Origin of the sequence: Streptomyces sp. NPDC057900 (assembly GCF_042887885.1) — a bacterium.
Classification (GTDB): Bacteria; Actinomycetota; Actinomycetes; order Streptomycetales; family Streptomycetaceae; genus Streptomyces.
The window spans coordinates 837,714-860,430 of the sequence record NZ_JBHVOI010000001.1 but is presented as its reverse complement, the minus strand read 5'-3'; the positions used below and the strand labels follow the sequence as shown (position 1 = coordinate 860,430).

The following is a 22,717-nucleotide window of genomic DNA, read 5'->3' as shown; positions in this document are numbered from 1 at the left end:
CCTGTTCCAGGGAAGGACCCTAGCCCCGCTCCGGGCGACCGGCGCCCCCGGGCGCCGATTAGGATCGACCTCCTGATGACTGCCACCCTCGTCGCCAAGGACCTCGCCGCCGGACACGGCGACCGCACTCTCTTCGCCGAACTCGACCTCGTGGTCGCTCCCGGCGACGTGATCGGTCTCGTCGGAGTCAACGGCGCCGGAAAATCGTCGCTCCTGCGTCTGCTCGCCGGGCTCGACCAGCCGGAGGAGGGGGAGCTGCGGCTCTCCCCGCCCACCGCCACCGTCGGCCACCTCCCGCAGGAACCGGAGCGGCGCCCGCAGGAGACGGTGCGGGAGTTCCTGGCCCGGCGGACGGGCGTGGCCGAGGCCCAGTCGACGATGGACGCCGCCACCCAGGCCCTCGTGGACGGTGCGCCCGGCTCCGACGACGCGTACTCGGAGTCGCTGGAACGCTGGCTCGCCCTCGGCGGCGCAGACCTGGACGAACGGGCCGAGGAAGTGGCCGCGGAGCTCGGGCTGACCGTCGGCCTCGACCTGCCGATGACCACCCTCTCCGGGGGCCAGGCAGCCCGCGTGGGCCTCGCCTCACTGCTGCTCTCCCGCTACGACGTCTTCCTGCTCGACGAACCCACCAACGACCTCGACCTCGACGGCCTGGAACGGCTTGAGCGGTACGTCTCCGGGCTCCGCGCGGGCACGGTCGTCATCAGCCACGACCGCGAGTTCCTGATGCGTACGGTGACCAAGGTCCTCGAACTCGACCTCGCCCAGCAGCAGATCAACCTCTACGGCGGTGGCTACGCGGCGTACCTGGAGGAGCGCGAGCGGGCCCGCAGGCACGCCCGGGAGGAGTTCGAGGAGTTCGCGGACAAGCGCTCCGCGCTGGAGGGCCGCGCCCTCATGCAGCGCTCCTGGATGGACAAGGGCGTCAGGAACGCGCGCCGCAAGGCCGGCGACTCCGACAAGATGGCCCGCAAGTTCCGCAGTGAGTCGAGCGAGAAGCAGGCCGCGAAGGCCCGCCAGACCCAGCGCATGATCGAGCGGCTCGATGTCGTGGAGGAGCCGCGCAAGGAGTGGGAGCTGCGGATGGAGATCGCCTCCGCCCCCCGCTCCGGCTCCGTCGTGGCGACCCTGCGCGAGGCGCGCGTCACGCGCGGGGACTTCGTGTTCGGACCGGTCTCGCTCCAGATCGACTGGGCGGACCGGATCGCCATCACCGGCGCGAACGGCGCCGGGAAGTCGACGCTGCTCGCCGCCCTGCTCGGGCGCCTCCCGCTGGACTCGGGGCACGCGAGCCTGGGCTCCGGTGTGGTGGTGGGGGAGGTGGACCAGGCGCGGAAGCTGTTCCACGGTACTGAATCCCTGCTGGAGGCGTTCTGCGCGGCCGTCCCCGACACGGAACCGGCCGAGGTCCGCACGCTCCTCGCCAAATTCGGCCTGCGCGCCGATCACGTCATGCGCCCCGCGACCACTCTCTCCCCGGGCGAGCGGACCCGTTCCGCACTCGCCCTGCTCCAGGGCCGGGGCGTCAACCTCCTCGTCCTGGACGAGCCGACGAACCACCTCGACCTGCCGGCGATCGAGCAGCTTGAGTCGGCGCTCGACTCGTACAAGGGGACGTTGCTGCTGGTCACGCACGACCGCCGGATGCTGGAGGCGGTCCGCACGACGCGCCGTGTAGAGGTGGCGGCGGGACGGCTGACGGAGAGCTGAGCCCCGGCAGCCCGGTTCGGCCTTGTTGGTATGCCAAATGCGGTGGGTGTGAATCCCCCGTGCGTCGATTGAGGCCTGAATTCCGACTTACTTCTCATAACTCCTGAAGGTGCGGGCACTTGGTATGCCAAGTGTTACTGTCGCCTTGTTCCGGCCCGGGAGTCGCCGTTCCCGTCGCCCGGCCGGAACGCGACCGGTATACCCCGCACCCGCAGGAGGCCCCGTGCGAACCCGCTGGCGTGCCACCCACGTCCTCGCCCACCGCGACGGCGGCCACGCGCTCCTGCGGGACGGCGAGATCGTGTGGGAGGGCGACACGATCAGCTACGTAGGACGCGGCTACGACGGCCCCGTCGATGTCGAACTGGACCTGGGCGAGGCCCTGGTGATGCCCGGACTCATCGACCTCGACGCGCTCACCGACATCGACCACCTCGTCCTGGACTCCTGGGCGCCGCCCGCCCGCGCCGCCGGACTCCTCTGGTCGCAGGAGTACTTCGACCACCGCCGGCGCGACGTCTTCACCCCGGCGGAACGGGCCACCGTCCGCGAGTACGCCCTGGTCCAGCTGGCCCTGCACGGCATCACCACGTACATGCCCATCGCCTCGGAGGTGCACAGCGCCTGGGCAGAGCCGTACGACGAACTCGTCACCATGGCCGAGACCTCCCGGCGCATCGGACTGCGCGGCTACCTGGGCCCCGCCTACCGCTCGGGCGTCAACGTGGCACGGCCCGACGGCGGCCGTCACGTCGCCTTCGCGGAGGAGCTGGGCCGCGCCGGACTGCGGGACGCCGAGCGCTTCCTCGACCACACCGCCCGCCTCGGCGACCCGCTCGTCAACGGGGTGCTGCTGCCCTGCCGCATCGAGACCCTCACCGAGGAGCTCCTGCGCGAGACCGCCGCGCTCGCGCGAAGCCGCGACGTCCCCGTACGGCTGCACTGCCTCCAGGGCCTGCACGAACGCGACCTCGTACGGCGGACGCACCACGCCACCCCGCTGGAACTGCTGGCCCGCACCGGCCTCCTGGACACCCGGCTGCTCGTCCCGCACGGCGTCTTCACCGACCGCCACCCCTCGGTCCACGGCGAGGACCGAGGCGACCTGGCCGCCCTCGCCGCGGCCGGCGTCTCCGTCATCCACTGCCCGCAGACCTCGCTGCGCTACGGACAGGTACTGCACTCCTTCGGCGCCTACCGGCGCGCGGGCATCAACCTCTGCCTGGGCACCGACTCCTTCCCGCCCGACCTGATCCGGGGCATGGACACCGGCGTCCACCTCGCGAAGACCGCCGACGGCCGGGCGGACGCCGCACCCGCGGAGCACTACGTAGAGGCGGCCACCCTCGGCGGCGCCCGCGCACTGGGCCGCGACGACCTCGGACGGCTGGAGCGCGGCGCGCAGGCGGACCTGGTCGCGTTTCGGCTCGACGACATCCGCGACGGCGTCCAGGACGACCCCGTCCGCACCTTCCTGCTCAACGGCACCGCCCGGCAGGCCACCCACTCCGTCGTGGCGGGACGCCCCGTCATGACCGACGGCCGCATCCCCGGCACCGACCTGGCCAACCTGCGCCGCCGCGCACAGGAACTCTTCGAGAAGATGCGTGAGGGCTACGCCGAGCGCGACGTGCACCGCCGGGGTGCCGACGCGCTGTTCCCGCCGACCTTCCCGCCGTTCGAGGAGACGACATCACGATGACGACGACCGAATCGCCCGACGCCAGTGAGTCCCACGCCGACCACGCCGAGCGCACGATCCGGGCCGGCATCCTGTCCGGCGCCTACCCGCCAGGGTCCCGGCTGCGCGAACGCGAGCTCTCCGAGGCCCTGGGCTTCTCCCGCATCCCCGTCCGCGAGGCGCTCACCCGGCTGACCGGCGAAGGCCTCGTCGTGATCTCCCCGCGGCGCGGCGCGTCCGTGCGCAACCTCTCGCTGCGCGATGTCGCGGAACTCTTCGACCTGCGCCTGAGCCTGGAGGTGTTCGCCGCCCGCAGGGCCGCGGAGGCCTGCGCCGCCGGGCACCGCGGCGACCGGCTGCGCACCCTCATGGAGGAGGCAGAGGAGGCCACCCGGGGCGGCGACGTCCACGAGATCCCCGCGGCCAACACCGCCCTGCACGCCGAGATCGTCGCGATGACCGGGAACCGGCTGCTCCAGGACGCGCTCCAGCCCTCGCTCGGCCTGGTGCAGTGGCTGTTCACCCTCACCGGCAACCTCGACCCGCGCGTCCAGTGCACCGAGCACCAGGACATCTGCGCGGCGATCTGCGCGGGCAAACCCGACCTGGCCGACGCCCTCGCCTACGCGCACATCGAGCGCGGCCGGGGCCCGTCCCTGGCGACGCTGGCCGAGGTGCTGCCCGCCGAGTGACCCGCCCGGCCGGCGCCGTCCGGTCCGGGCCCCGACCCACCCCGACCGCCGGGACCCGGCGGCCAACCGAGGAGATGCACCACATGCTGATCACAGACGTCCGTCCCTGGGGCGGCGAGCCCTGCGACATCGAGATCAAGGACGGCGTGATAGCGGCGATCACCCCGCACGACCCCGCCCGCACCGTCACGGGCGACACCGTGGCCGGCCGGGGACGGCTCGCGCTGCCCTCGTTCTCCGACGTCCACTGCCACCTCGACTCCACCCGCATCGGGCTGCCCTTCCGCCCCCACACCGGCAAGCCGGGCGTCTGGGGCATGACGATGAACGACCGCGCGCACTGGCGCGAGGACGAGTGGACCGTCGCCGAGCGGGCCACGTACACCCTGGGCCGCATGATCGAGCGCGGCACGACCCGGGTGCGCAGCTACGCGCAGATCGACGCGGACTGCGGACTGGAGCGCTTCGAGGGCGTCCTCGCGGCCAAGGAGGCGCACGCGGACCGGTGCGAGGTCGAGATCATGGCCTTCCCGCAGGCCGGCCTCTTCAAGGAGAAGGGCGTGCCGGAGCTGATGGACCAGGCGCTGGCCTCGGGCGCCGCCGTGGTCGGTGGCATCGACCCGTGCACCCTGGACCGCGACCCCGTCCGCCACCTCGACGTCGTCTTCGGCCTGGCCGAGCGCCACCAGGCACCGATCGACATCCACCTCCACGAGCCCGGAGCGCTCGGCGTGTTCAGCGTCGACCTCATCCTGGAGCGGGTGCGGGCCCTCGGCATGGCCGGGCAGGTCACGCTCTCCCACGCGTACGAGCTCGGCACCGTGGACGAGGCGACGACGCGCCGCCTCACCGAGGAGTTCGCGGAGCTGGACATCGCGATGGCGACCATCGCCCCGGCCCAGCAGCAGCACGCCCTTCCGCTGGCCGGGCTGACCGCCGCCGGGGTCCGGGTCGGCCTGGGCGAGGACGGCCAGCGCGACTTCTGGTCCCCGTACGGCAACGGCGACATGCTGGACCGCACCTGGCAGCTCGCCTTCACCAACCGCTACCGGGCCGACGAGCTGATCGAGCACTGCGTGGCCGTCGCCACCCGGGGTGGCCACTCGATCCTCCAGGGCGGCCCGGAGCGCCTGGCGTCCGTCGCCGACCGGCCGGGCGTCGCCGTGGGCGACCCCGCCGATCTGCTGCTGGTCGAGGGCGAGACCGTCGCGTCCGCCGTGATGGACCGCAGCGACGACCGCACGGTCCTGCACGCTGGCCGCGTCGTCGCCGACGGCCTGGAGCTCGTCGGCTGACCGGCACCCGCCCTTGAAACGAAGGAGCCCGTCCACCGCGTGGTGGACGGGCTCCTTCGTTCCCCCGAGAGGTGTTACGCGACCGCCCGCGCGGCGTCCGGCACGGTGCCGTCGTCCGCCACCAGGTGGCACGCCACCTCACGGGTGGCCGACGGGTCCGCCGCCACCGGCAGGGTCCGCAGCGCGGGTGCCTCCGTCCGGCATCGCTCGGTGGCCAGCGGGCACCGGGTGTGGAAGTGGCAGCCGGGCGGCGGGTCCAGCGGGCTGGGCAGATCGCCGCCGAGCACGATCCGGCTGCGGCCGCGCTGCTCGGCCGGGTCGGGCACCGGCGCCGCGGAGAGCAGGGCCTGTGTGTACGGGTGCTTCGGCGAGGCGAACAGCTCGGCGGCCGGGGCCTGTTCGACGATCCGGCCCAGGTACATCACCGCGATGCGGTCCGCCAGGTACTCCACGGCCGCGAGGTCGTGGGTGATGAACAGGCAGCCGAAGCCCCGGTCGCGCTGGAGGTCCGCGAGCAGGTTGAGGACGGACGCCTGCACGGACACGTCGAGCGCGGAGGTCGGCTCGTCGGCCACCAGCAGATCGGGGGCGACCGACAGCGCACGGGCGATCGAGACCCGCTGGCGCTGGCCACCGGACAGCTCATGGGGATTGCGGTCCGCGATCTCGGGCCGCAGGCCCACCTGCGCGAGGAGCTCGTCCACCCGGCGCGAGGCCTCCGCGCGGTTCGCCAGCCCGTGCAGCCGCAGCGGCTCCGCGATGATCTGGCGGATCGTCATCCTGGGGTTGAGGGAGGACGAGGGGTCCTGGAAGACCAGGTGAAAATCCTTGCGCAGCGGCCGCAGTTCACGTGCGGAGAGCGCGGTGATGTCCCTGCCGTTGATCTCCACGCTGCCGCCGGTCGGCCGGTCGAGGCGCACCACGCACCGCCCCACCGTCGACTTGCCGCTGCCCGACTCACCGACCAGGCCCACGACTTCGCCGGGCATGATCGTCAATGACACCCCGTCGACCGCCTTCACGGAGCCGCCGGCTCCGTCGAAGTGCCGCTTCAGGTCGTGCACGGCCAGCACCGGGGTGCTGGAGCCCGCGGTGCGGGCGGGTGGGACGAGGCTGGCGCTCATCGGTCGGCTCCCTTGCTCGCGGCGGGTCGTGACGGGGCGGACCCGGCCGCACCGGCCGGGTGGTGACAGGCGATCAGATGGGTGCCGGCGGACCTGCTCAGCGGCGGCCGGTCCGTCAGGCAGTCCGCGTCCGCGAAGGCGCAGCGCGGGGCGAAGCTGCACCCCGCGGGCTGCTCGCGCAGATCGGGCACCAGTCCGGGGATCTCGTTGAGCCGGTCGCGGCCGTTCGCGCCCCGGCTGCCGGGACGCAGTACGGCACCGAGCAGGCCCCGGGTGTAGGGGTGCTGCGGGGAGGCGAACAGCTCGTCCACCGAGGCCTGTTCGACCGGGCGGCCCGCGTACATCACCAGGACCCGGTCGGCGGTGTCCGCGACGACCCCGAGGTCGTGCGTGATCAGCACGATCGCGGTACCGAGCCGGTCCCGCAGCGAGCGGAGCACATCGAGGATGCCCGCCTGCACGGTCACGTCGAGGGCGGTCGTCGGCTCGTCGGCGATCAGTACCGCGGGGTCGCACGCGACGGCGATCGCGATCATCACGCGCTGCCGCATCCCGCCGGACAGCTGGTGCGGGTACTCGTCGACCCGCTTGTGCGGGGCGGGAATGCCGACGATGCCGAGCAGTTCGACGGCCCGCTCCCTGGCCTCGTTCCGGCCGAGCCCCTGGTGGCGGCGGAGCACCTCGGTGATCTGCCGGCCGATGGTGAGCACCGGGTTGAGCGAGGTCATCGGCTCCTGGAAGATCATCGACAGCCGGCGGCCGCGCAGCGAGCGCAGCTTCTTCTCCGGCGCGCCGACCAGCTCCTGGCCGTCCAGGGTGATGGACCCGCCGATCCTGGCGGTCGGCGGGAGCAGCCCCATCACCGCCATGGAGGTGACGGACTTGCCGCAGCCGGACTCACCGACCACGGCCAGCACCTCACCGGGCGACAGGTCGTAGGAGACACCGTCCACGGCGTGCACGGTGCGTTCCGCGCCGTGGAAGGAGACCGTGAGATCGCGGACTCGCAGGACCGGCTCCGAGCTCTGCGCGGCGGCGGTCGCGGTGGACGTTTCGACTTCGGTCACCGGGAACCTCCACGGGGGTCGAGGATGTCGCGCACACCGTCACCGAGCAGGTTGAACGCCAGGGTGGCGAGCACGATGACGAGGCCGGGGAAGACCGCCATCCAGGGCGCGTCCGCGATGAACGGCTGGGCGCTGGAGAGCATCACCCCGAGCGACGGCGAGGGCGGCTGCACCCCGAGACCGAGGAAGCTGAGCACCGCCTCGCCGATGATCGCGGACGGGATGCCCACGGTGGCCTGCACGATGAGGGTCGAGGTGGCGTTCGGCAGGATGTGGCGGAAGAGGATCACACCGTCACCGCCGCCGTTGGCCGTCGCGGCACCGACGTAGTCCAGGTGCTTGAGCCGCAGGGTCTCCGCACGGGTGACGCGGACGATGCCCGGGATCTGCGAGATGCCGATCGCGATGGTCGCGTTCTCCAGGGACGGGCCCATCACCGCGGCGAGACCCACGGCCAGCACCAGGAACGGAAATGCCAGCATGGTGTCGGTCAGCCGGGAGACCGCCGTGTCCGCGAACTTCCCGTAGTAACCGGCCACCAGCCCGAGCGGCACGGCGACGACGAAGGCCAGCAGTACGGCCAGGACCCCGACCTGCATGGACGCGGTGATACCGACCAACACCCGGGACAGCTGGTCGCGGCCCAGGTCGTCGGTGCCCAGCCAGTGCGACCAGCTGGGCTCCCGCAGCGCCGCGTCGAAGTCCGGCAGCGCCGGGTCGTACGGGGCGATGAGCGGGGCGATCAGGGCGACGAGGACGAACACGGCGGAGAGCACCGCGCCCACGAGCGCCAGCCGGTTGCGCCGCAGCCGGCGCAGCGAGGTGGCGAACCGCGCCGCACGGGTGGGCGGCCGGGACGCGGGAGGTGCCGTGGCGGCCGGCGCGGGCGCCGTCGTCGACGGAGAGAGGGTCATCGGGAACCTCCGAGCCGGATGCGCGGGTCGACGACCGAGTACAGGAAGTCGACCAGCAGATTGATCAGGATGTAGGCGGCCGAGGTGAACAGCACGACGCCCTGCACCATGGCGTAGTCACGGGTGAAGACCGCGTCGATGGTGAGCTTGCCGAAGCCCGGCAGCACGAAGACCTGCTCGGTGACGACGGCCCCGGAGATCAGATGCCCGAGCTGCAGGCCCAGCACGGTGATCACGGTGACGAGCGAGTTGCGCAGCCCGTGCCGGCCGATCACCGCGGCCGGGGACAGCCCCTTGGCGCGTGCGGTGCGCACGTAGTCCGAGGACATCGCGTCGATCATCGCCGCCCTGGTCTGGCGCATCACCACCGCGGCGAGGCCGGATCCGAGCACGATGGCGGGCAGCACCAGCCGCCGCAGGTTCTCCAGCGGGTCGGTGCTGAACGGTACGAAGCCGGAGGCCGCGAACACCGGCATGGCGATGGCGAACACCAGCACCAGCACGATGCCCAGCCAGAAGGCGGGGATCGACATGCCGAGCAGGGCGATGCCGTTGGCCAGCCACTCCTCGGGCTTGCCGCGCCGCACGGCGGCCATGACCCCGGCCCCGATGCCGACGACCACGGCCATCAGCAGGGACAGGGCGGCCAGCTCCAGCGTGATGGGCAGGGCCTGGGTGATGGAGTCGAGCACCGGCAGCCCGGTACGGGCCGACGTGCCGAAGTCGCCCGTGGCCGCGTTGCTCACGTAACGCCAGTACTGGACGGCGATGTTGTCGTCGAGCCCGTACTCGGAGCGGATCGCGGCCAGCACCTCGGGGGAGGTCTGTTCACCGGCGAGGGCCTGAGCGGTGTCGCCGGGCATCGCGCGGACCCCGAGGAACACGGTGATGCTGACGAGCACCATCGTCACCAGCGACTGGCCGATACGGCGGCTCACGTACGACGTGAGCAGTCTGCGGAGGGTGGTCACCGGCTCCCCTTCGTGTATCCGGCTTCCTTGACCCTGATCAGGCCGTCACCGGAGAGCTTGATGCCGCTCACGTCCTGCGAGGCGGAGACGTAGCTGATGTTGCGGTAGAGGTAGATGACCCCGTGCTGCTTGTTGATCGCGGCGGTGAGCTCGCGGTAGATCTCGCGGCGCTTCGCCACGTCGGAGGTGCTGCGCCCCTCCACGATCAGCCGGTCGATCGTCGGGTCGGAGAGCTTGCCCTGGTTGTTGCTGCCGGTCGTGCCGACGAGGCTGTCGATGTTGCCCGCGGGGTCGGGCTGGCCGCCCCAGCCGCCGGTCCTCGCCTGGAAGTCGCCCGCCAGGGTCCGGGTCAGCCCGGTCGCGAACTCGGTGGGGCGGAGCTTGACGTCGAAGCCTGCGTCGGCGGCCATGGCCTGCACGACCTGGCCGAGGCGGCTGTCCTCCGGGGTGGTGTTGATCATCAGCTCCAGCGGCACCGGCGTCTTCACCCCGGCCGCCTTCAGCAGCCGCTTCGCCTTCTCCACGTCCCGTCCGGGGCAGGTGACCGGGGAGCTGAGGGGCGTCCCCGGCGGCACCGGGCCGCAGGCCGGTTCGTACATGCCCTGGAAGACCAACTTGTTGATCAGTGCCCGGTCCAGCGACAGGTCGAATGCCTCCCGGACCCGCACATCGCGGCCGAAGGGGCTGTCCACGGGGCTGGGGTCCTTGTCGATGCCGTGCGAGTTGGCGACGTTCAGGGTCAGCGCCATGTAGCCGAGCGACGGGGTGTTCAGGAGCTGGAGCCCCTTCTCGCCCATCGAGTTGCGGACCTCGACCGGGCCCATCTGGTCGCCGATCTGGACGTCACCGGAGCGGATGTTCGCCATCCGGATGGAGCCGTCGGTGATGGTCTTGTAGATGACGCCGTCGAGGTGGACCTTGTCCGCGTCGTAGTACAGCGGATCCTTCTTCAGCTCGATCCGGTCCCCGACGACCCGCTTGACGTACTTGAACGGGCCGACGCAGGACGGATGGGTGGCGAAGTCGGCCCCGTACTTCTTGATCGCCTTCGGGGACATGATCAGCCCGGCGGTGTTGGCCAGCCGGCCCAGCAGCGGTACGTCGGGGTGGCTCAGCGAGAGCCGCACGGTGTACGGGCCGGTCGCGGTGACCTTCTGGACGGAGTCGATCTCGGAGGCCCGGCCGGAGCCCCGCAGATGCAGATGGCGGTCGAGCGAGGCCTTCACCGCGGCGGCGTCCAGCCGGGCACCGTCACTGAACCTGGCGCCCTCGCGGACGGTGAAGGTGAAGGTGCGGCCGCCGTCGGTGATCTTCGGCAGGGTGGCGGCGAGCTGCGGGACGAACTTGTTGTCCTGGTCCACGTCGTAGAGCTGTTCGCACATGGACGTGAACACGGTGCGGGCGACCAGCGTCGTGGTCAGGCTCGGGTCGAGCCTGTCGGGGTCGGACTTCAGCCCGATCGTGACCGTGCCGCCGTCGCGCACCGGACGCATATCGGTCAGGCGCGGCTGGGCGGTGGTCTCCTTGCCGGGCGGCGAGAGCGAGCTGCATGCGGTGGTGATCGCCAGCAGTGCGGCCACCGACAGAGCGGCCGGAATTCGACGCATGGGATCAAGCCTCCTTGGGGACGGCAGGGGGGCAGGACGGCGCAACGAGTACCGACGTGGGTACACGTGGGCACTCGTTGAGCCGAACGGTATACCAGCGAACCTCCGGGCCACTGAGTTGTCCACGACCGCGTTTGCCTGATTTGCAGGGGAATTTGGCGTACGAATCGGGCAAGTCGGCCGACAGAATTTTTCTATGGAATCGCCACTTGAGACCGACTTGGTATACCGACATGGGAGCGGTCTGCCGGGGTGCGAGGCGGCCAACAGACGCGAGAGCGTGCGTCGGTGCCGGTCGGTGTACCCGGGCCGGCGGCCGGAAAATGCCCCTGGGTATGCGAAAGGGCGGGGTGGGGAGAAGGCCGCCTCCGGCGAACTCTCCCCACCCCGCCCCGATAAGCCGGGCGGGCTTGCGCTCCCGCTACCGCTTCTTGCCGCCCTGCTTCGGGTCCAGCAGCCCGGCCCGCCGAAGCGCGTCGGCCATCGCCCCGTTGGCCGGAGTGGCGGCCGGGGACTGCCGGCCGCCGCCGTTGCCGCCGCCGCGCCGGTCGCGCCCCTGGCCGCCCTGACCGCCCTGGCTCTGGCCGCTCTGACCGCTCTGGCCCTGTCGCTGGCGCGGCGGTCGGCCGCCCCGCTCGCCGCCCGCACCGGCCGGGGCGCCCGCGCCCCCCGAACGGCCGGAACCGGAACCGGCCCGCGCACCCGGACCCGCACCGGCCTCGTCGTCCAGCCGCAGCGTCAACGAGATCCGCTTGCGCGGGATGTCGACCTCCATGACCTTGACCTTGACGACGTCACCCGGCTTCACGACGTCACGCGGATCCTTGACGAACGTCCTCGACATCGCGGACACGTGTACCAGGCCGTCCTGGTGCACCCCGACGTCCACGAACGCGCCGAACGCCGCGACGTTCGTCACGACCCCCTCCAGCACCATCCCGGACGCCAGGTCGCCGATCTTCTCGACGCCCTCCTTGAAGGTGGCCGTCTTGAACGCCGGACGCGGGTCGCGCCCCGGCTTCTCCAGCTCCTTGAGGATGTCGGTCACGGTCGGCAGCCCGAACTTCTCGTCCACGAAGTCGTCCGCCCGCAGCGACCGCAGCACATCCGTGTTGCCGACCAGGGACGCGACGTCGCCGCCCGTCCGCTTCACCATCGCCCGGACCACCGGGTACGCCTCCGGGTGCACGCTGGACGCGTCCAGCGGGTCGTCACCCCGGATCCGCAGGAAGCCGGCGCACTGCTCGTACGCCTTCGGGCCGAGCCTGGCCACGTCCTTGAGCCCCTTGCGGGAGCGGAACGGGCCGTTGGTGTCGCGGTGCGCGACGATGTTCTCCGCGAGCCCGGAACCGATCCCGGAGACCCGCGAAAGCAGCGGCGCGGAGGCGGTGTTGACGTCGACCCCGACCCCGTTCACGCAGTCCTCCACGACCGCGTCGAGCGAGCGCGACAGCTTCACCTCGGAAAGGTCGTGCTGGTACTGGCCGACCCCGATCGACTTCGGGTCGATCTTCACCAGCTCCGCCAGGGGGTCCTGGAGGCGGCGCGCGATCGAGACGGCGCCACGCAACGAGACGTCCATGTCGGGGAGTTCCTGCGAAGCGAAGGCCGACGCCGAGTACACGGAGGCGCCGGCCTCGGAGACCATCACCTTGGTGAGCTTCAACTCCGGTTGCTTATCGCACAGTTCACCGGCGAGCTTGTCCGTCTCGCGCGAGGCCGTGCCGTTGCCGATCGCGATCAGATCGACATCGTGCGCCTTCGCCAGCTGCTCCAGCTTCGCCAGCGACTGGTCCCACTTGTTGGCGGGCACGTGCGGGTGGATCACATCGGTGGCGACGACCTTGCCGGTCGCGTCGACGACGGCGACCTTCACCCCGGTACGGAACCCCGGGTCGAGCCCGAGCGTGGCCCGCGTCCCGGCCGGCGCGGCGAGCAGCAGATCGCGCAGGTTCGACGCGAAGACGCGTACCGCCTCGTCCTCCGCCGCCGTGCGCAGCCGCAGCCGCAGGTCGATGCCGAGGTGCACCAGGATCCGGGTGCGCCAGGCCCAGCGCACCGTGTCGGCCAGCCACTTGTCCCCGGGGCGGTTCCGGTCGTTCACCCCGAAGCGCCGGGCGACCATGTTCTCGTACGACGAGGGGCCGGGCGTCTCGGACGGCTCCTCGGGCTCCAGGACGAGGTCGAGGACGTCCTCCTTCTCACCCCGCAGCATCGCCAGCACCCGGTGCGAGGGCAGTGCGGTGAACGGCTCGGTGAAGTCGAAGTAGTCCGCGAACTTGGCGCCCGCCTCCTCCTTGCCGTCCCGCACCTTCGCCACCAGCCGGCCCCGCGTCCACATGCGCTCGCGCAGCTCGCCGGTGAGGTCGGCGTCCTCGGAGAACCGTTCGGCGAGGATGGCCCGCGCCCCCTCCAGGGCCGCCGCCGGGTCCGCGACGCCCTTGTCCGCGTCGACGAACGGCGAGGCCGCGACGAGCGGATCCGCCGAGGGGTCGTCCAGCAGGCCGGAGGCGAGCGGTTCGAGCCCGGCCTCCCGGGCGATCTGCGCCTTCGTGCGCCGCTTCGGCTTGAACGGCAGATAGATGTCCTCAAGGCGCGCCTTCGTGTCGGCGGCCCGGATCCGCGCCTCCAGCGCGCTGTCGAGCTTGCCCTGCTCCCGTACGGATTCGAGGATCGCGGCACGGCGGTCCTCCAGCTCCCGCAGATACCGCAACCGCTCCTCAAGCGTGCGCAGCTGCGCGTCGTCGAGCATCTCGGTCGCTTCCTTGCGGTAGCGCGCGATGAACGGCACGGTCGATCCGCCGTCGAGCAGCTCGACGGCCGCCTTCACCTGTCGCTCCCGTACGCCGAGCTCCTCGGCGATCCTGCCTTCGATGGACGTCGTCACGGTTTTACCGACTCGCCTTCTCGTACTGGCTGTGCTGGTCGGGCCCCGGGGTCCGCGGTTCGGACCGGTCCCGGGCCACTCGCCTGCATTCTGCCGGGTGGCCGGGCGCCGTGTCGCCCGGCCACTCCACATACGGGCCGTCGTCGGCCCGGCCGGCTATCCCCTGAGGTCCGCCGGGAACGCGCCCGCCGCCATCGCCTTCTGGAGAATCCCGCCTCCCAGCTCGGTCAGCCGGGCCACGCCCGCACCGCCGAGGTGCTCGTACGGTGCGAGGTCCATCCGGTCCGTGGTCTCTTCGAGCCCGGTCCGCAGCGCGGTGCCCGCCTCCGTCAACTCGCCCTCGGCGGTGAGCAGTCCACGCGCACGCAGCCGCGCGGAGGCGTCCTCCCAGTCGCCGCGGCGCCAGCCGCGGGTGGCCAGCACCCAGCGCGGCGCCATGCCCTTGCCGGAGGCGGTGTGGCTGACCAGGGCCTCGACCGGGTCGAGCTCGGCAGCGAGGAGGGCGGCGAGGTGGGCGTCACCCCGGTGTTCGCGCAGCAGGGTCGCCGCGTGCCAGTACGCCAGGTGCGGCTGTTCCGGCACCGGGAGGTCGGCGTGCGCCGCGTACAGCGGCCGGGCGTGTCGCGTGCAGCCCTCCGCGGCGCGCAGGGCCAGCTGTGCGGCCTCCGCCAGCTCGGGGGAGGCGATGACCTCCTCGCCCAGGAGCCGCCGCAGCGTCGAGTCCGCGGCACGCAGCCGCGCCGCGAGAACGGCCTCCGGCGAGGCGGTGTCCCAGACGGCGGGCACGTGTGCGGCCACGAGCTCGTGGTTGAAGTTGTAGAAGGTCGCGGCGACCGTTCCCGGGCCGACGGCGCCCATCGCGGCCGCGCGGGAGGCGAAGTACGCGGCGGGGGCATCGGTGACCCCGAGCGCGCCGAGCTCCTTGCCGAGGTCGGGGGAGAAGTAGAGCGAGGAGTGGACCGGGTTGACGACGTTGTGGCAGCGGCGTCCGGCACGGGGAGGCAGAGTACTCATGCCCGCACGTTACCGACTGGTCGGTACGTGCTGGAACCCCGGGGCGCCGGTGATCTGTGTCGCGCCCGGCATGGCAGGAAAGGTGGGTATCCCGTCATTGCGGCCATCCGGGAGGCGGCCCAGGATGGCGGACATGAAGCAGCGATCCGTGCTCGTCGTCCTCTTCGACGGCGTCCAGAGCCTCGATGTGAGCGGCCCGATGGAGGTCTTCGCCGGAGCCGCCCGGTTTCCGGAGGTCTCGTACGAGCTGCGCACCGCCTCGCTGGACGGCGCCCCGGTCCGCTCGTCGAGCGGCCTCACGCTCGTCCCCGACAGCGGGCTCGCGGACGCCGGACCCGCGCACACGCTGCTCGTCCCCGGCGGCCAGGGCACCAGGGCCCCGGAGCCCGCCCTCGTCGAGTGGCTGCGCGAGCACGCCCCGCGCGCGGAACGGCTCGTCTCCGTCTGCACCGGCGCCCTGCTGCTCGCCGAGGCCGGACAGCTGGACGGGCACCGGGTGACCACGCACTGGACGGTCTGCGACCACCTGGCCCGCGCGTATCCGGCCGTCGAGGTCGACCCGGAACCGATCTTCGTACGGGACGGCAGGCTGGCCACCTCCGCCGGGGTCACCGCGGGCATCGACCTCGCCCTCGCACTCGTCGAGGAGGACCACGGCCGGGACGTGGCGCTCACCGTCGCCCGGCATCTGGTGGTCTTCCTGCGCAGACCGGGGAACCAGTCCCAGTTCAGCGCCCAGCTCACCGCCCAGACGGCCCGCCGCGAACCGCTGCGCGAAGTCCAGCACTGGATCACCGAACACCCCGGCGAGGACCTGTCCGTCGAGGCCCTCGCCGCCCGCGCCCGGCTCTCGCCGCGCCACTTCGCCCGCGCGTTCCAGGCCGAGACGGGCATGACCCCCGGCCGGTACGTCGACCGCGTCCGCCTCGAAGCGGCCCGCAGGCTGCTGGAGGACACCTCGGACGGTGTCGCCGGCATCTCGCGGAGCTGCGGATACGGCACGCCGGAAGCGATGCGCCGCGCGTTCGTCAAGGCGCTGGGCACCGCACCCGCCGAATACCGCAGGCGGTTCGCGCCCCGGCCGCCGGCCGGACCCACCCGACCCGTCACCATCGGTCTCTGACCGGAAGGCAGGCAGTCCCATGCAGATCGCCATCGTCCTCTTCGACCGCTTCACCGCGCTCGACGCCGTCGGACCCTACGAGATGCTGTCCCGCGCCCCCGGCGCCGAGACCGTCTTCGTCGCCGAGCGCACCGGACCCGTGCGCAACGAGAGCGGCAATCTGTCCCTGGTCGCCGACCGGACGCTCGACGACGTCCCGTCGCCCGATCTGGTGATCGTCCCCGGCGGCCCCGGGCAGAGCGCCCGGATGACCGACGAGACCCTGCTCGGCTGGCTGCGCACCGCCGACGCCACCAGCACCTGGACGACCTCCGTGTGCACCGGCTCACTGCTGCTCGCGGCCGCCGGGCTCCTGGAGGGGCGGCGGGCCACCTCGCACTGGCTCGCCCTCGACACCCTGAAGGAGTACGGCGCGGAGCCGACCGGAGAACGCGTCGTCACCGACGGCAAGTACGTCACCGCCGCCGGTGTCTCTTCCGGTATCGACATGGGCCTCACGCTGCTCGGCCGGATCGCCGGCGACCGGCACGCCCAGTCGGTCCAGCTGCTGACCGAGTACGACCCGCAGCCGCCGTACGACGCCGGATCCCCGGCGAAGGCCCCGGCCGATGTCGTCGAGGAGTGGCGCGCCAGGAGCCGCCACGTCCTTCGGTAGCGGTCCCGCGGCGGCGGGGAGCGCCAGTCCGCGGACACGCCCTAGGGCGTGTTTTGAAAGTCCCGTCTGCCCGGCGGCGCCTGGCACGCACGCTCGCGGCGTTGCGAAAATGCCCTAGTAGCTCCGCTACGAGACCATTTCCGCGCCTTGCGATCGCACGCACCAGGCGCCGCCGGGCCCGCCCTTCGGGCGGACGACGCTACTTTCAAAACACGCCCTAGTCCCGGGACGGCCAGGTGAAACGGGGCGCGCGCCGCTCCAGGAAGGCGGCGACCCCCTCCGCGGTGTCGCCGCTGCGGCGCGCCTGGTCCGCCCAGTGGGCGTCCCGGTCCTCGCGCCCGGAGGCGAACTCCTTCGCGGCCGCCTGGGTCAGCCGCGACCGGGACACCAGCACCCGGGCGTAGGCGTCGACCCGCTTGTCCAGCTCGCCGGCCGGCAGCACCTCGTCGACCAGCCCGGTCCGCAGCGCCCGGTCCGTACCGATCAGCTCACCGGAGAACAGCAGGTGCTTCGCCGTCGCCGGGCCCGTCAGCGCGACCAGCCGGCGGGTCGACGACGCGGGGTAGACGATCCCGAGCTTGGCCGGGGTGACGCCGAACGACGCGCCCTCCTGCGCGAACCGCAGATCGCAGGCCGCCGCCAGCTGGCTCCCGCCGCCCACGCAGTAGCCCCGAACCGAGGCGAGCGTGGGCCGGGGGAAGGCGGCCAGCGCCTCCTCCGCCGCCACCGCGAGCCCCTGCGGGGCGCCCGCCGGATCGCGCAGCGAGGAGATGTCGGCCCCCGCGCAGAACGTCTCCCCGGCGCCCGTCAGTACCAGGACCCGCACCGAGGCGTCGGCGGCCAGCTCCGCCAGCAGTACGGGCACGGAGCGCCACATCGCGGCCGTCATGGCGTTGCGCTTGGCGGGATTGCTGATGACGAGGGTGGCGACGCCGTCCGCGACGGTGAGCTCCAGCCGGGGTTCCGTACGGTCCATGCGCCGGATGCTATCCGTACCGTTCGAACCTATGATCAAGAAGGGGTCACGCAGCAGGCACGTACCCCGAGGAGCTCCCGGTGGCCGATTCCGCTAAAGAGTCCGCTAAAGAGGGCAGGAAGCTCAGCCGCAGTTTCAGCGGACTGGCCCTGCTCGGAGCAGTCCTCGTCGTCGCCGGTCTGGTCGGCCTCGTCTACACCGGCGTCGCGACGCTCACCTCGATGATCCTCTTCGGCTGGCTGCTGCTGATCGGCGGCCTGGTCGGGCTGCTCCACGCGATCCAGTCGCGCGGCACCAACTACTTCTGGCTGGGCGTGGTGGTCGCCGCCCTGAACATCGCCGCCGGGGTCGTGGTCATCCGCCATCCGCACGGCACGGCGGAGGCGCTGACGATGTTCGCCGCGCTGCTCTTCCTGACCGGTGGGGTGTTCCGCCTCGTCGGCAGTGTCGTGGTGCGCGGCCCGCAGTTCGGCTGGACCCTGCTCCAGGGCGCCTTCGGGCTGCTGCTGGGCCTGCTGGTCCTCTTCGACTGGCCGCACAGCAGCCTCTATGTGCTCGGCTGCTTCTTCTCGCTCGCGCTGCTCTTCGACGGACTCGGACTCATCGCGATCGGTGTGGGCGGCCGCCGGATCGTCTCGATGGTCTCGGACCAGCTGGGGCCGGACCGGACGGGGCAGGAGCAGCCTTCAACGGATGAGCAAAAGCGGTCCGACGGCTGACATATCCAAAGCTATCCGGTCAAATGCTGTCGATAGAAGTCGACTTCTGTTCAGTGGTACGGACCGGACCGACTACGCCCCGCACCCTGTACTCGACGTGCTGTCACCATCGAGTGGAGAGCGGGTACCGGTCTATGGAGAGCCGCGGGAGTGTCCCCGCCGGGCCCGTGTCGTACGAAGGGGTGTGGCGGTTCACCGCCCCGGCCACGGATGTCTCCGTACCCCGGGCCAGGCACGCCGTACGCGACCTGCTGGACCGCCAGGGCGTGCCCCTGGACGACGACATCGCCCAGGGGCTGCTGCTCATCGTCTCCGAGCTGGTCACCAACGCCGTGAAGCACGCGGCGCTGCTCTCCCCGGAACTCGCCGTGGAGGTGGCCGTGGGCGCCGACTGGGTACGGGTGTCCGTCGAGGACAACCACCCGTACCGTCCGACGGCGCTGGAGACCGACTACGCGCAGACGGGCGGGCGCGGACTGCTGCTGGTACGGGAGATCACCAGGGAGGCCGGCGGAGCCTGCGACGTGGAGCACACCGCGGGCGGCGGAAAGGTCATCTGGGCGGTGCTGCCGCTCACCACGCGCCTCTGACCGGCCCCTCCGCCTCCCTGCGATCGCCCCGTCTACCAGCCGGCCGCCGGGCCGGTCAGCTCACGGATCGCGGGACGCGCGGCGTCCAGCACCGTCATGAACCACGCCGAGAACGGCGCCGCCGCATGCCGTTCGGCCAGCTCCCCGGCCGATACGAAGGCCGTCTCGCCCACCTCCTCCGGATCCGGCCGCAGCCGCTCCTGCGCCATGCCCACGAAGAGGTGGTTGAACTCCTGCTCCACCAGCCCGGAGGCGGGGTCCGGGTGGTTGTAGCGGACGGTGCCCGCCTCGGCCAGCAGCGAGGGGGAGATGCCCAGCTCCTCGTACGTCCGCCGGGCGGCGGCGGCGAAGGGCGCCTCGCCCGGATACGGGTGACCGCAGCAGGTGTTGGACCAGACACCGGGGGAGTGGTACTTCCCCGGTGCGCGCCGCTGCAACAGCATCCGGCCCTGCTCGTCGAAGAGGAACACCGAGAAAGCGCGGTGCAGTTGGCCGGGTGCCTGGTGGGCAGCGAGCTTCTCCGCCGTGCCGATGGTGGTGCCGTTCTCATCGACCAGTTCGAGCATGATCGCTTCTGCTGTGCCGTTCGACGAGCTGTTCGCCGCGGTGGCTGGTGTGGTCGGCATACCCATCCTTCGCTGTGGTCCCGGCCCCGTGCGCCGGTCCCGTCGAGTCTGCGCAAGTCTGCCGTACAAAAGCGGCTTGTCTGCACTTCGGGCCCTGGCATGTCCAGTCCGGCGGCGCCACGCGGGCGCCCCACGGGTCCGGACCCGCACGTCAGACCCCGAACGCCGCCGGATATTGGATCATGCCCCGGGGCACCGGCCCGGAATCATCGAGAACCAGTGCCATCATCGCCTCGTCCGGCACCTCGAAGCCCGGCCGGATGCCGTACCGCGAGGCGGGCACGAAGCCGAACCTCGGGTAGTACTCGGGGTGTCCGAGCACCAGGACAAGCGACTCCGCCCGCGCCCGCGCCGCGTCGAGCACGGCCCGCACCACGGCCTGCCCGGCGCCCCGGCGTTGCCACTCGGGCGCCGTGGCCACCGGGGCGAGGGCCAGCGCCGGAGCGCCCCCGACCAGGCAGCGGGTCAGCAGGGCGTGGGCGGCCACCGATCCGTCGGCCGCCTCCGCGACGAAGGAGAGACCGGGCAGCCAGGCCGCCGGGTCCCGGCGCAGGGCGTCGACCAGATCGGCCTCCGCCGGCGTTTCGAACGCGGCGGCGTTCACCGCGTGCACGGCGACGATGTCGGAGGGCGTCTCCGGGCGCGTCGTCCAGAGCAGGGTGTCATCGGTGCGGGGCAAGGTGAGGAACCTTTGATCGAGAGTGGATTCCACCGTACATCGGTGATTCCGGGGGCCTTGCGGGGGCCGCCGCACTCGGCTCAGGGGCTTCGGCGGCTCAGCGGCACAGCTTCGCCTCGTGCTCCGCGTGCCCGCTCGGCTCCAGCTGGAAGGTGCAGTGCTCGACGTCGAAGTGGTCGCCGAGACAGCCCTGGAGCTCGTGCAGGAGCTTCTCGTGCCCGATCGAGTCGAGCAGCTCCTGGTGCACCACCACATGGGCGGAGAGCACCGGCATGCCGGAGGTGATCGTCCAGGCATGGAGGTCGTGGACGTCCAGCACCCCGGGCAGCGCCGTGATGTGGTCGCGCACCTCACCCATGTCGACACCCTTGGGCGCCGACTCCAGCAGGACGTTCAGCGTCTCCCTGAGCAGCTTCACCGTACGCGGGACGATCATGAGGCCGATGAGCAGCGAGGCGATCGGGTCGGCGGCCTGCCAGCCGGTCGCCAGGATGATGCCCGCCGAGATCAGCACGGTCACAGAGCCGAGGGTGTCCGCGAGCACCTCCAGGTAGGCGCCCCGGACGTTGAGGCTGTCCTTCTGCCCGCGCATCAGCAGCGACAGCGACACCATGTTCGCCACCAGGCCGACCAGGGCAAAGGCGATCGTCAGCCCGCCCCTGGTCTCGGCCGGGCTGACGAAGCGCTCCACCGCCTCGAACAGGAGGTAGCCGCCGACCCCGAGCAGCAGCAGACAGTTTGCCAGCGCGGCGAGGATCTCGGCGCGGGCGTAGCCGAAGGTGCGGTTGGGGCCGGCCGGTCTGTTGGCGAAGTGGATCGCCAGCAGTGCCATGCCCAGACCGAGCGCGTCGGTCGCCATATGGGCCGCGTCGGCGATCAGCGCCAGGGAACCGGAGACCAGTCCGCCGACGATCTCCATGACCGTCACGGTGAGCGTGATGCCCAGCGCGATCCGCAGCCGCCCCTGGTACGCGGCGGCCGCCGTGCCGGTCGGTGCGGGGCCGCCGTGCGTGTGTCCGTGGTCGTGCCCAGCCCCCATGGGGACGCCTCCCGGTCGTCGCGCGGACCGGGGCCGATTCGCCCCGGACAAAGCCAGTGAACTACGGGCGGGGGGTATCGGGCAACACGGCAGTGAACACCGTTGCCAACTACTCTGACCTGCGGAAATGCTCGCAGGTCAGAGCGGCGGACGGCCCGCGCAACGGCTCAGGGAGCAGTCGGGGCGGGGTGGTGCAGCAGCCAGCCCCGCCAGGCCGACTCGACCATCTCGCGGACCCCGCGCCGGGCCGCCCAGCCCAGCTCCCCGGAGATCCGGTCGCAGGAAGCGACCGCCTTCGAGGCGTCCCCGGGGCGCCGGGGTCCGAACTCGGGCTTCCGGTCGAGACCGGTGACCTCCGCCACCAGAGCGGCCAGCTCGCGCACGGAGACGCCCTCGCCGCGACCGATGTTGACGGTGAGGTCCCCGGGGCCGTCCTGGGCGGTGAGCGACCGGGCGACGGCCAGGTGCGCGTCGGCCAGGTCGGCCACGTGGATGTAGTCGCGGATGCAGGTGCCGTCCGGCGTCGCGTAGTCGTCACCGAAGATCATCGGGGTCTCGCCGCGGGTCAGCCGGTCGAAGAACATCGGGATCACGTTGAAGACGCCGGTGTCGCAGAGCTCCGGCGCGGCCGCGCCCGCCACGTTGAAGTAGCGCAGGCAGCCGGTGGACAGCCCGTGTGCCCGCCCGGCGGCCCGCACCAGCCACTCCCCGGCGAGCTTGGTCTCCCCGTACGGGTTGATCGGGACGCAGGGAGCCTCCTCCGTGATCAGCTCCGCCTCCGGTACGCCGTACACCGCGGCCGAGGAGGAGAACAGGAAGCGCCGCACCCCGGCGGCCGCGACGGCCTCCAGCAGGACGGTCAGCGCGCCGATGTTCTCCCGGTAGTACAGGAGCGGCTTCTCGACGGACTCCCCGACCTGCTTCTTCGCCGCGAGATGGATCACACCGCTCACCCCGTGCTCGGCCAGCACCCGGTCCAGCAGTGCGCGGTCGGCCGTCGCGCCCCGGACCAGCGGGACGTCGGCGGGCAGCCGGTCCGGGTTGCCGGACGAGAGGTCGTCGAGAACGACCACCCGCTCACCGGCCCCCTTCATGGCCCGCACCACATGTGCTCCGATATATCCCGCTCCGCCTGTGATCAGCCATGTCATGCGGGTCAGACTAAGCGCTGTCCCACAGGCCCGTTCCCGCCGCGTTTTGTCAGGCCGGGCAGCCATCGACGATGATGATCGCGGGTGGCGCCGTATGATCCCGGCCCGCCCGGAACGGAGCTCAAACGGGCAGTGAATTCCCGCTTCCGTTCATCCGATAGCCTCTGCCGACATGCCGCCGGCCCGTATCGGGG

At 71.8% G+C, this 22,717-nt stretch carries 19 protein-coding genes and 1 pseudogene; 8 read left to right on the top strand and 12 right to left on the bottom strand.

The genetic code is table 11. The features are described 5' to 3' along the window. Positions 1-75 precede the first annotated feature (75 nt). The 4 genes from ACFVQ0_RS03510 (at position 76) to ACFVQ0_RS03495 (ending at position 5,381) form a co-directional block, all read left to right on the top strand. On the top strand, positions 76-1,713 hold the full coding sequence (locus ACFVQ0_RS03510; protein ID WP_390084119.1) for an ABC-F family ATP-binding cassette domain-containing protein: 1,638 nt from the start codon (positions 76-78) through the stop codon (positions 1,711-1,713). Positions 1,714-1,936: 223 nt separating this feature from the next. Then, entirely contained in the window at positions 1,937-3,415 is a 1,479-nt protein-coding gene (locus ACFVQ0_RS03505) for a chlorohydrolase family protein (protein ID WP_390084117.1), read from the top strand. Beyond that, on the top strand, positions 3,412-4,086 hold the full coding sequence (locus ACFVQ0_RS03500) for a GntR family transcriptional regulator (protein ID WP_390084115.1): 675 nt from the start codon (positions 3,412-3,414) through the stop codon (positions 4,084-4,086). Before ACFVQ0_RS03505 ends, ACFVQ0_RS03500 begins: the two co-directional genes overlap by 4 nt. Before the next feature lie 83 nt (positions 4,087-4,169). Continuing rightward, complete coding sequence (locus ACFVQ0_RS03495; RefSeq protein ID WP_390084113.1) at positions 4,170-5,381, top strand: amidohydrolase family protein; 1,212 nt, start codon at positions 4,170-4,172, stop codon at positions 5,379-5,381. A gap of 74 nt (positions 5,382-5,455) precedes the next feature. Here the strand turns inward: ACFVQ0_RS03495 and ACFVQ0_RS03490 are convergent, their stop codons facing one another. From ACFVQ0_RS03490 to ACFVQ0_RS03460, 7 genes are all read right to left on the bottom strand, one after another. After that, positions 5,456-6,505, bottom strand: a complete 1,050-nt coding sequence (locus tag ACFVQ0_RS03490) for an ABC transporter ATP-binding protein (protein WP_390084111.1) — start codon at positions 6,503-6,505, stop codon at positions 5,456-5,458. After that, positions 6,502-7,572 (bottom strand): ABC transporter ATP-binding protein, encoded by a 1,071-nt coding sequence (locus ACFVQ0_RS03485; protein ID WP_390084110.1) that lies wholly within the window; start codon positions 7,570-7,572, stop codon positions 6,502-6,504. Before ACFVQ0_RS03485 ends, ACFVQ0_RS03490 begins: the two co-directional genes overlap by 4 nt. Then, positions 7,569-8,486, bottom strand: coding sequence for an ABC transporter permease (locus ACFVQ0_RS03480; protein ID WP_390084108.1), 918 nt, complete (start codon positions 8,484-8,486; stop codon positions 7,569-7,571). Before ACFVQ0_RS03480 ends, ACFVQ0_RS03485 begins: the two co-directional genes overlap by 4 nt. Then, positions 8,483-9,457 carry an ABC transporter permease gene (locus tag ACFVQ0_RS03475; RefSeq protein ID WP_107421718.1) on the bottom strand — a complete coding sequence of 325 codons (975 nt, stop codon included), beginning with the start codon at positions 9,455-9,457 and terminating at the stop codon, positions 8,483-8,485. Before ACFVQ0_RS03475 ends, ACFVQ0_RS03480 begins: the two co-directional genes overlap by 4 nt. Beyond that, a complete protein-coding gene (locus tag ACFVQ0_RS03470) occupies positions 9,454-11,064 on the bottom strand; it encodes an ABC transporter substrate-binding protein (RefSeq protein ID WP_390084106.1) in 1,611 nt (536 codons plus the stop codon). The genes ACFVQ0_RS03475 and ACFVQ0_RS03470 overlap by 4 nt, the downstream gene beginning before the upstream one ends. A 421-nt stretch (positions 11,065-11,485) precedes the next feature. Next, complete coding sequence (locus ACFVQ0_RS03465) at positions 11,486-13,951, bottom strand: Tex family protein (RefSeq protein ID WP_390084104.1); 2,466 nt, start codon at positions 13,949-13,951, stop codon at positions 11,486-11,488. Between the two features lie 156 nt (positions 13,952-14,107). After that, positions 14,108-14,965, bottom strand: a complete 858-nt coding sequence (locus ACFVQ0_RS03460; protein WP_390084102.1) for a hypothetical protein — start codon at positions 14,963-14,965, stop codon at positions 14,108-14,110. Positions 14,966-15,098: 133 nt separating this feature from the next. Between ACFVQ0_RS03460 and ACFVQ0_RS03455 the strand changes: the two genes are divergently transcribed. Beyond that, on the top strand, positions 15,099-16,088 hold the full coding sequence (locus ACFVQ0_RS03455) for a GlxA family transcriptional regulator (RefSeq protein ID WP_390084101.1): 990 nt from the start codon (positions 15,099-15,101) through the stop codon (positions 16,086-16,088). A gap of 19 nt (positions 16,089-16,107) precedes the next feature. Beyond that, positions 16,108-16,743: a DJ-1/PfpI family protein gene (locus ACFVQ0_RS03450; RefSeq protein ID WP_390084099.1), complete on the top strand. Its 636-nt coding sequence runs from the start codon at positions 16,108-16,110 to the stop codon at positions 16,741-16,743. A 217-nt stretch (positions 16,744-16,960) separates the two neighbouring features. On the opposite strand, the gene ACFVQ0_RS03445 is transcribed toward ACFVQ0_RS03450, so the two are convergent. Further along, a complete protein-coding gene (locus ACFVQ0_RS03445) occupies positions 16,961-17,719 on the bottom strand; it encodes an enoyl-CoA hydratase/isomerase family protein (protein ID WP_390084097.1) in 759 nt (252 codons plus the stop codon). A gap of 80 nt (positions 17,720-17,799) precedes the next feature. Here ACFVQ0_RS03445 and ACFVQ0_RS03440 point away from each other — a divergent pair, with 80 nt between their 5' ends. Next, a complete protein-coding gene (locus tag ACFVQ0_RS03440) occupies positions 17,800-18,438 on the top strand; it encodes an HdeD family acid-resistance protein (protein ID WP_390084095.1) in 639 nt (212 codons plus the stop codon). 134 nt (positions 18,439-18,572) lie between these two features. Further along, positions 18,573-19,028 carry an ATP-binding protein gene (locus ACFVQ0_RS03435; protein ID WP_390084093.1) on the top strand — a complete coding sequence of 152 codons (456 nt, stop codon included), beginning with the start codon at positions 18,573-18,575 and terminating at the stop codon, positions 19,026-19,028. A gap of 32 nt (positions 19,029-19,060) precedes the next feature. On the opposite strand, the gene idi is transcribed toward ACFVQ0_RS03435, so the two are convergent. The 4 genes and pseudogenes from idi to galE all read right to left on the bottom strand — a co-directional run bounded on the left by idi (position 19,061) and on the right by galE (position 22,523). After that, positions 19,061-19,654, bottom strand: a complete 594-nt coding sequence (gene idi / locus ACFVQ0_RS03430) for an isopentenyl-diphosphate Delta-isomerase (protein WP_311301988.1) — start codon at positions 19,652-19,654, stop codon at positions 19,061-19,063. A 151-nt stretch (positions 19,655-19,805) separates the two neighbouring features. Beyond that, positions 19,806-20,306: pseudogene (locus ACFVQ0_RS03425) on the bottom strand (GNAT family N-acetyltransferase); the annotation flags it as partial. A gap of 124 nt (positions 20,307-20,430) precedes the next feature. Further along, the gene (locus tag ACFVQ0_RS03420) at positions 20,431-21,372 is read right to left on the bottom strand and encodes a cation diffusion facilitator family transporter (protein WP_390084091.1); all 942 of its coding nucleotides are present in this window, start codon (positions 21,370-21,372) and stop codon (positions 20,431-20,433) included. A gap of 167 nt (positions 21,373-21,539) precedes the next feature. Beyond that, positions 21,540-22,523 carry a UDP-glucose 4-epimerase GalE gene (gene galE / locus ACFVQ0_RS03415; protein ID WP_390084089.1) on the bottom strand — a complete coding sequence of 328 codons (984 nt, stop codon included), beginning with the start codon at positions 22,521-22,523 and terminating at the stop codon, positions 21,540-21,542. Positions 22,524-22,717 lie beyond the last annotated feature (194 nt).

Excerpts from the sequence above, each read along its gene's own strand:
- ACFVQ0_RS03510 (WP_390084119.1), top strand. The coding sequence starts at position 76 with ATGACTGCCACCCTCGTCGCCAAGGACCTCGCCGCCGGACACGGCGAC.
- ACFVQ0_RS03500 (WP_390084115.1), top strand. The coding sequence starts at position 3,412 with ATGACGACGACCGAATCGCCCGACGCCAGTGAGTCCCACGCCGACCAC.
- ACFVQ0_RS03495 (WP_390084113.1), top strand. The coding sequence starts at position 4,170 with ATGCTGATCACAGACGTCCGTCCCTGGGGCGGCGAGCCCTGCGACATC.
- ACFVQ0_RS03490 (WP_390084111.1), bottom strand. The coding sequence starts at position 6,505 with ATGAGCGCCAGCCTCGTCCCACCCGCCCGCACCGCGGGCTCCAGCACC.
- ACFVQ0_RS03480 (WP_390084108.1), bottom strand. The coding sequence starts at position 8,486 with ATGACCCTCTCTCCGTCGACGACGGCGCCCGCGCCGGCCGCCACGGCA.
- ACFVQ0_RS03470 (WP_390084106.1), bottom strand. The coding sequence starts at position 11,064 with ATGCGTCGAATTCCGGCCGCTCTGTCGGTGGCCGCACTGCTGGCGATC.
- ACFVQ0_RS03460 (WP_390084102.1), bottom strand. The coding sequence starts at position 14,965 with ATGAGTACTCTGCCTCCCCGTGCCGGACGCCGCTGCCACAACGTCGTC.
- ACFVQ0_RS03455 (WP_390084101.1), top strand. The coding sequence starts at position 15,099 with ATGAAGCAGCGATCCGTGCTCGTCGTCCTCTTCGACGGCGTCCAGAGC.
- ACFVQ0_RS03450 (WP_390084099.1), top strand. The coding sequence starts at position 16,108 with ATGCAGATCGCCATCGTCCTCTTCGACCGCTTCACCGCGCTCGACGCC.
- ACFVQ0_RS03445 (WP_390084097.1), bottom strand. The coding sequence starts at position 17,719 with ATGGACCGTACGGAACCCCGGCTGGAGCTCACCGTCGCGGACGGCGTC.
- ACFVQ0_RS03435 (WP_390084093.1), top strand. The coding sequence starts at position 18,573 with ATGGAGAGCCGCGGGAGTGTCCCCGCCGGGCCCGTGTCGTACGAAGGG.
- idi (WP_311301988.1), bottom strand. The coding sequence starts at position 19,654 with ATGCCGACCACACCAGCCACCGCGGCGAACAGCTCGTCGAACGGCACA.
- ACFVQ0_RS03420 (WP_390084091.1), bottom strand. The coding sequence starts at position 21,372 with ATGGGGGCTGGGCACGACCACGGACACACGCACGGCGGCCCCGCACCG.
- galE (WP_390084089.1), bottom strand. The coding sequence starts at position 22,523 with ATGACATGGCTGATCACAGGCGGAGCGGGATATATCGGAGCACATGTG.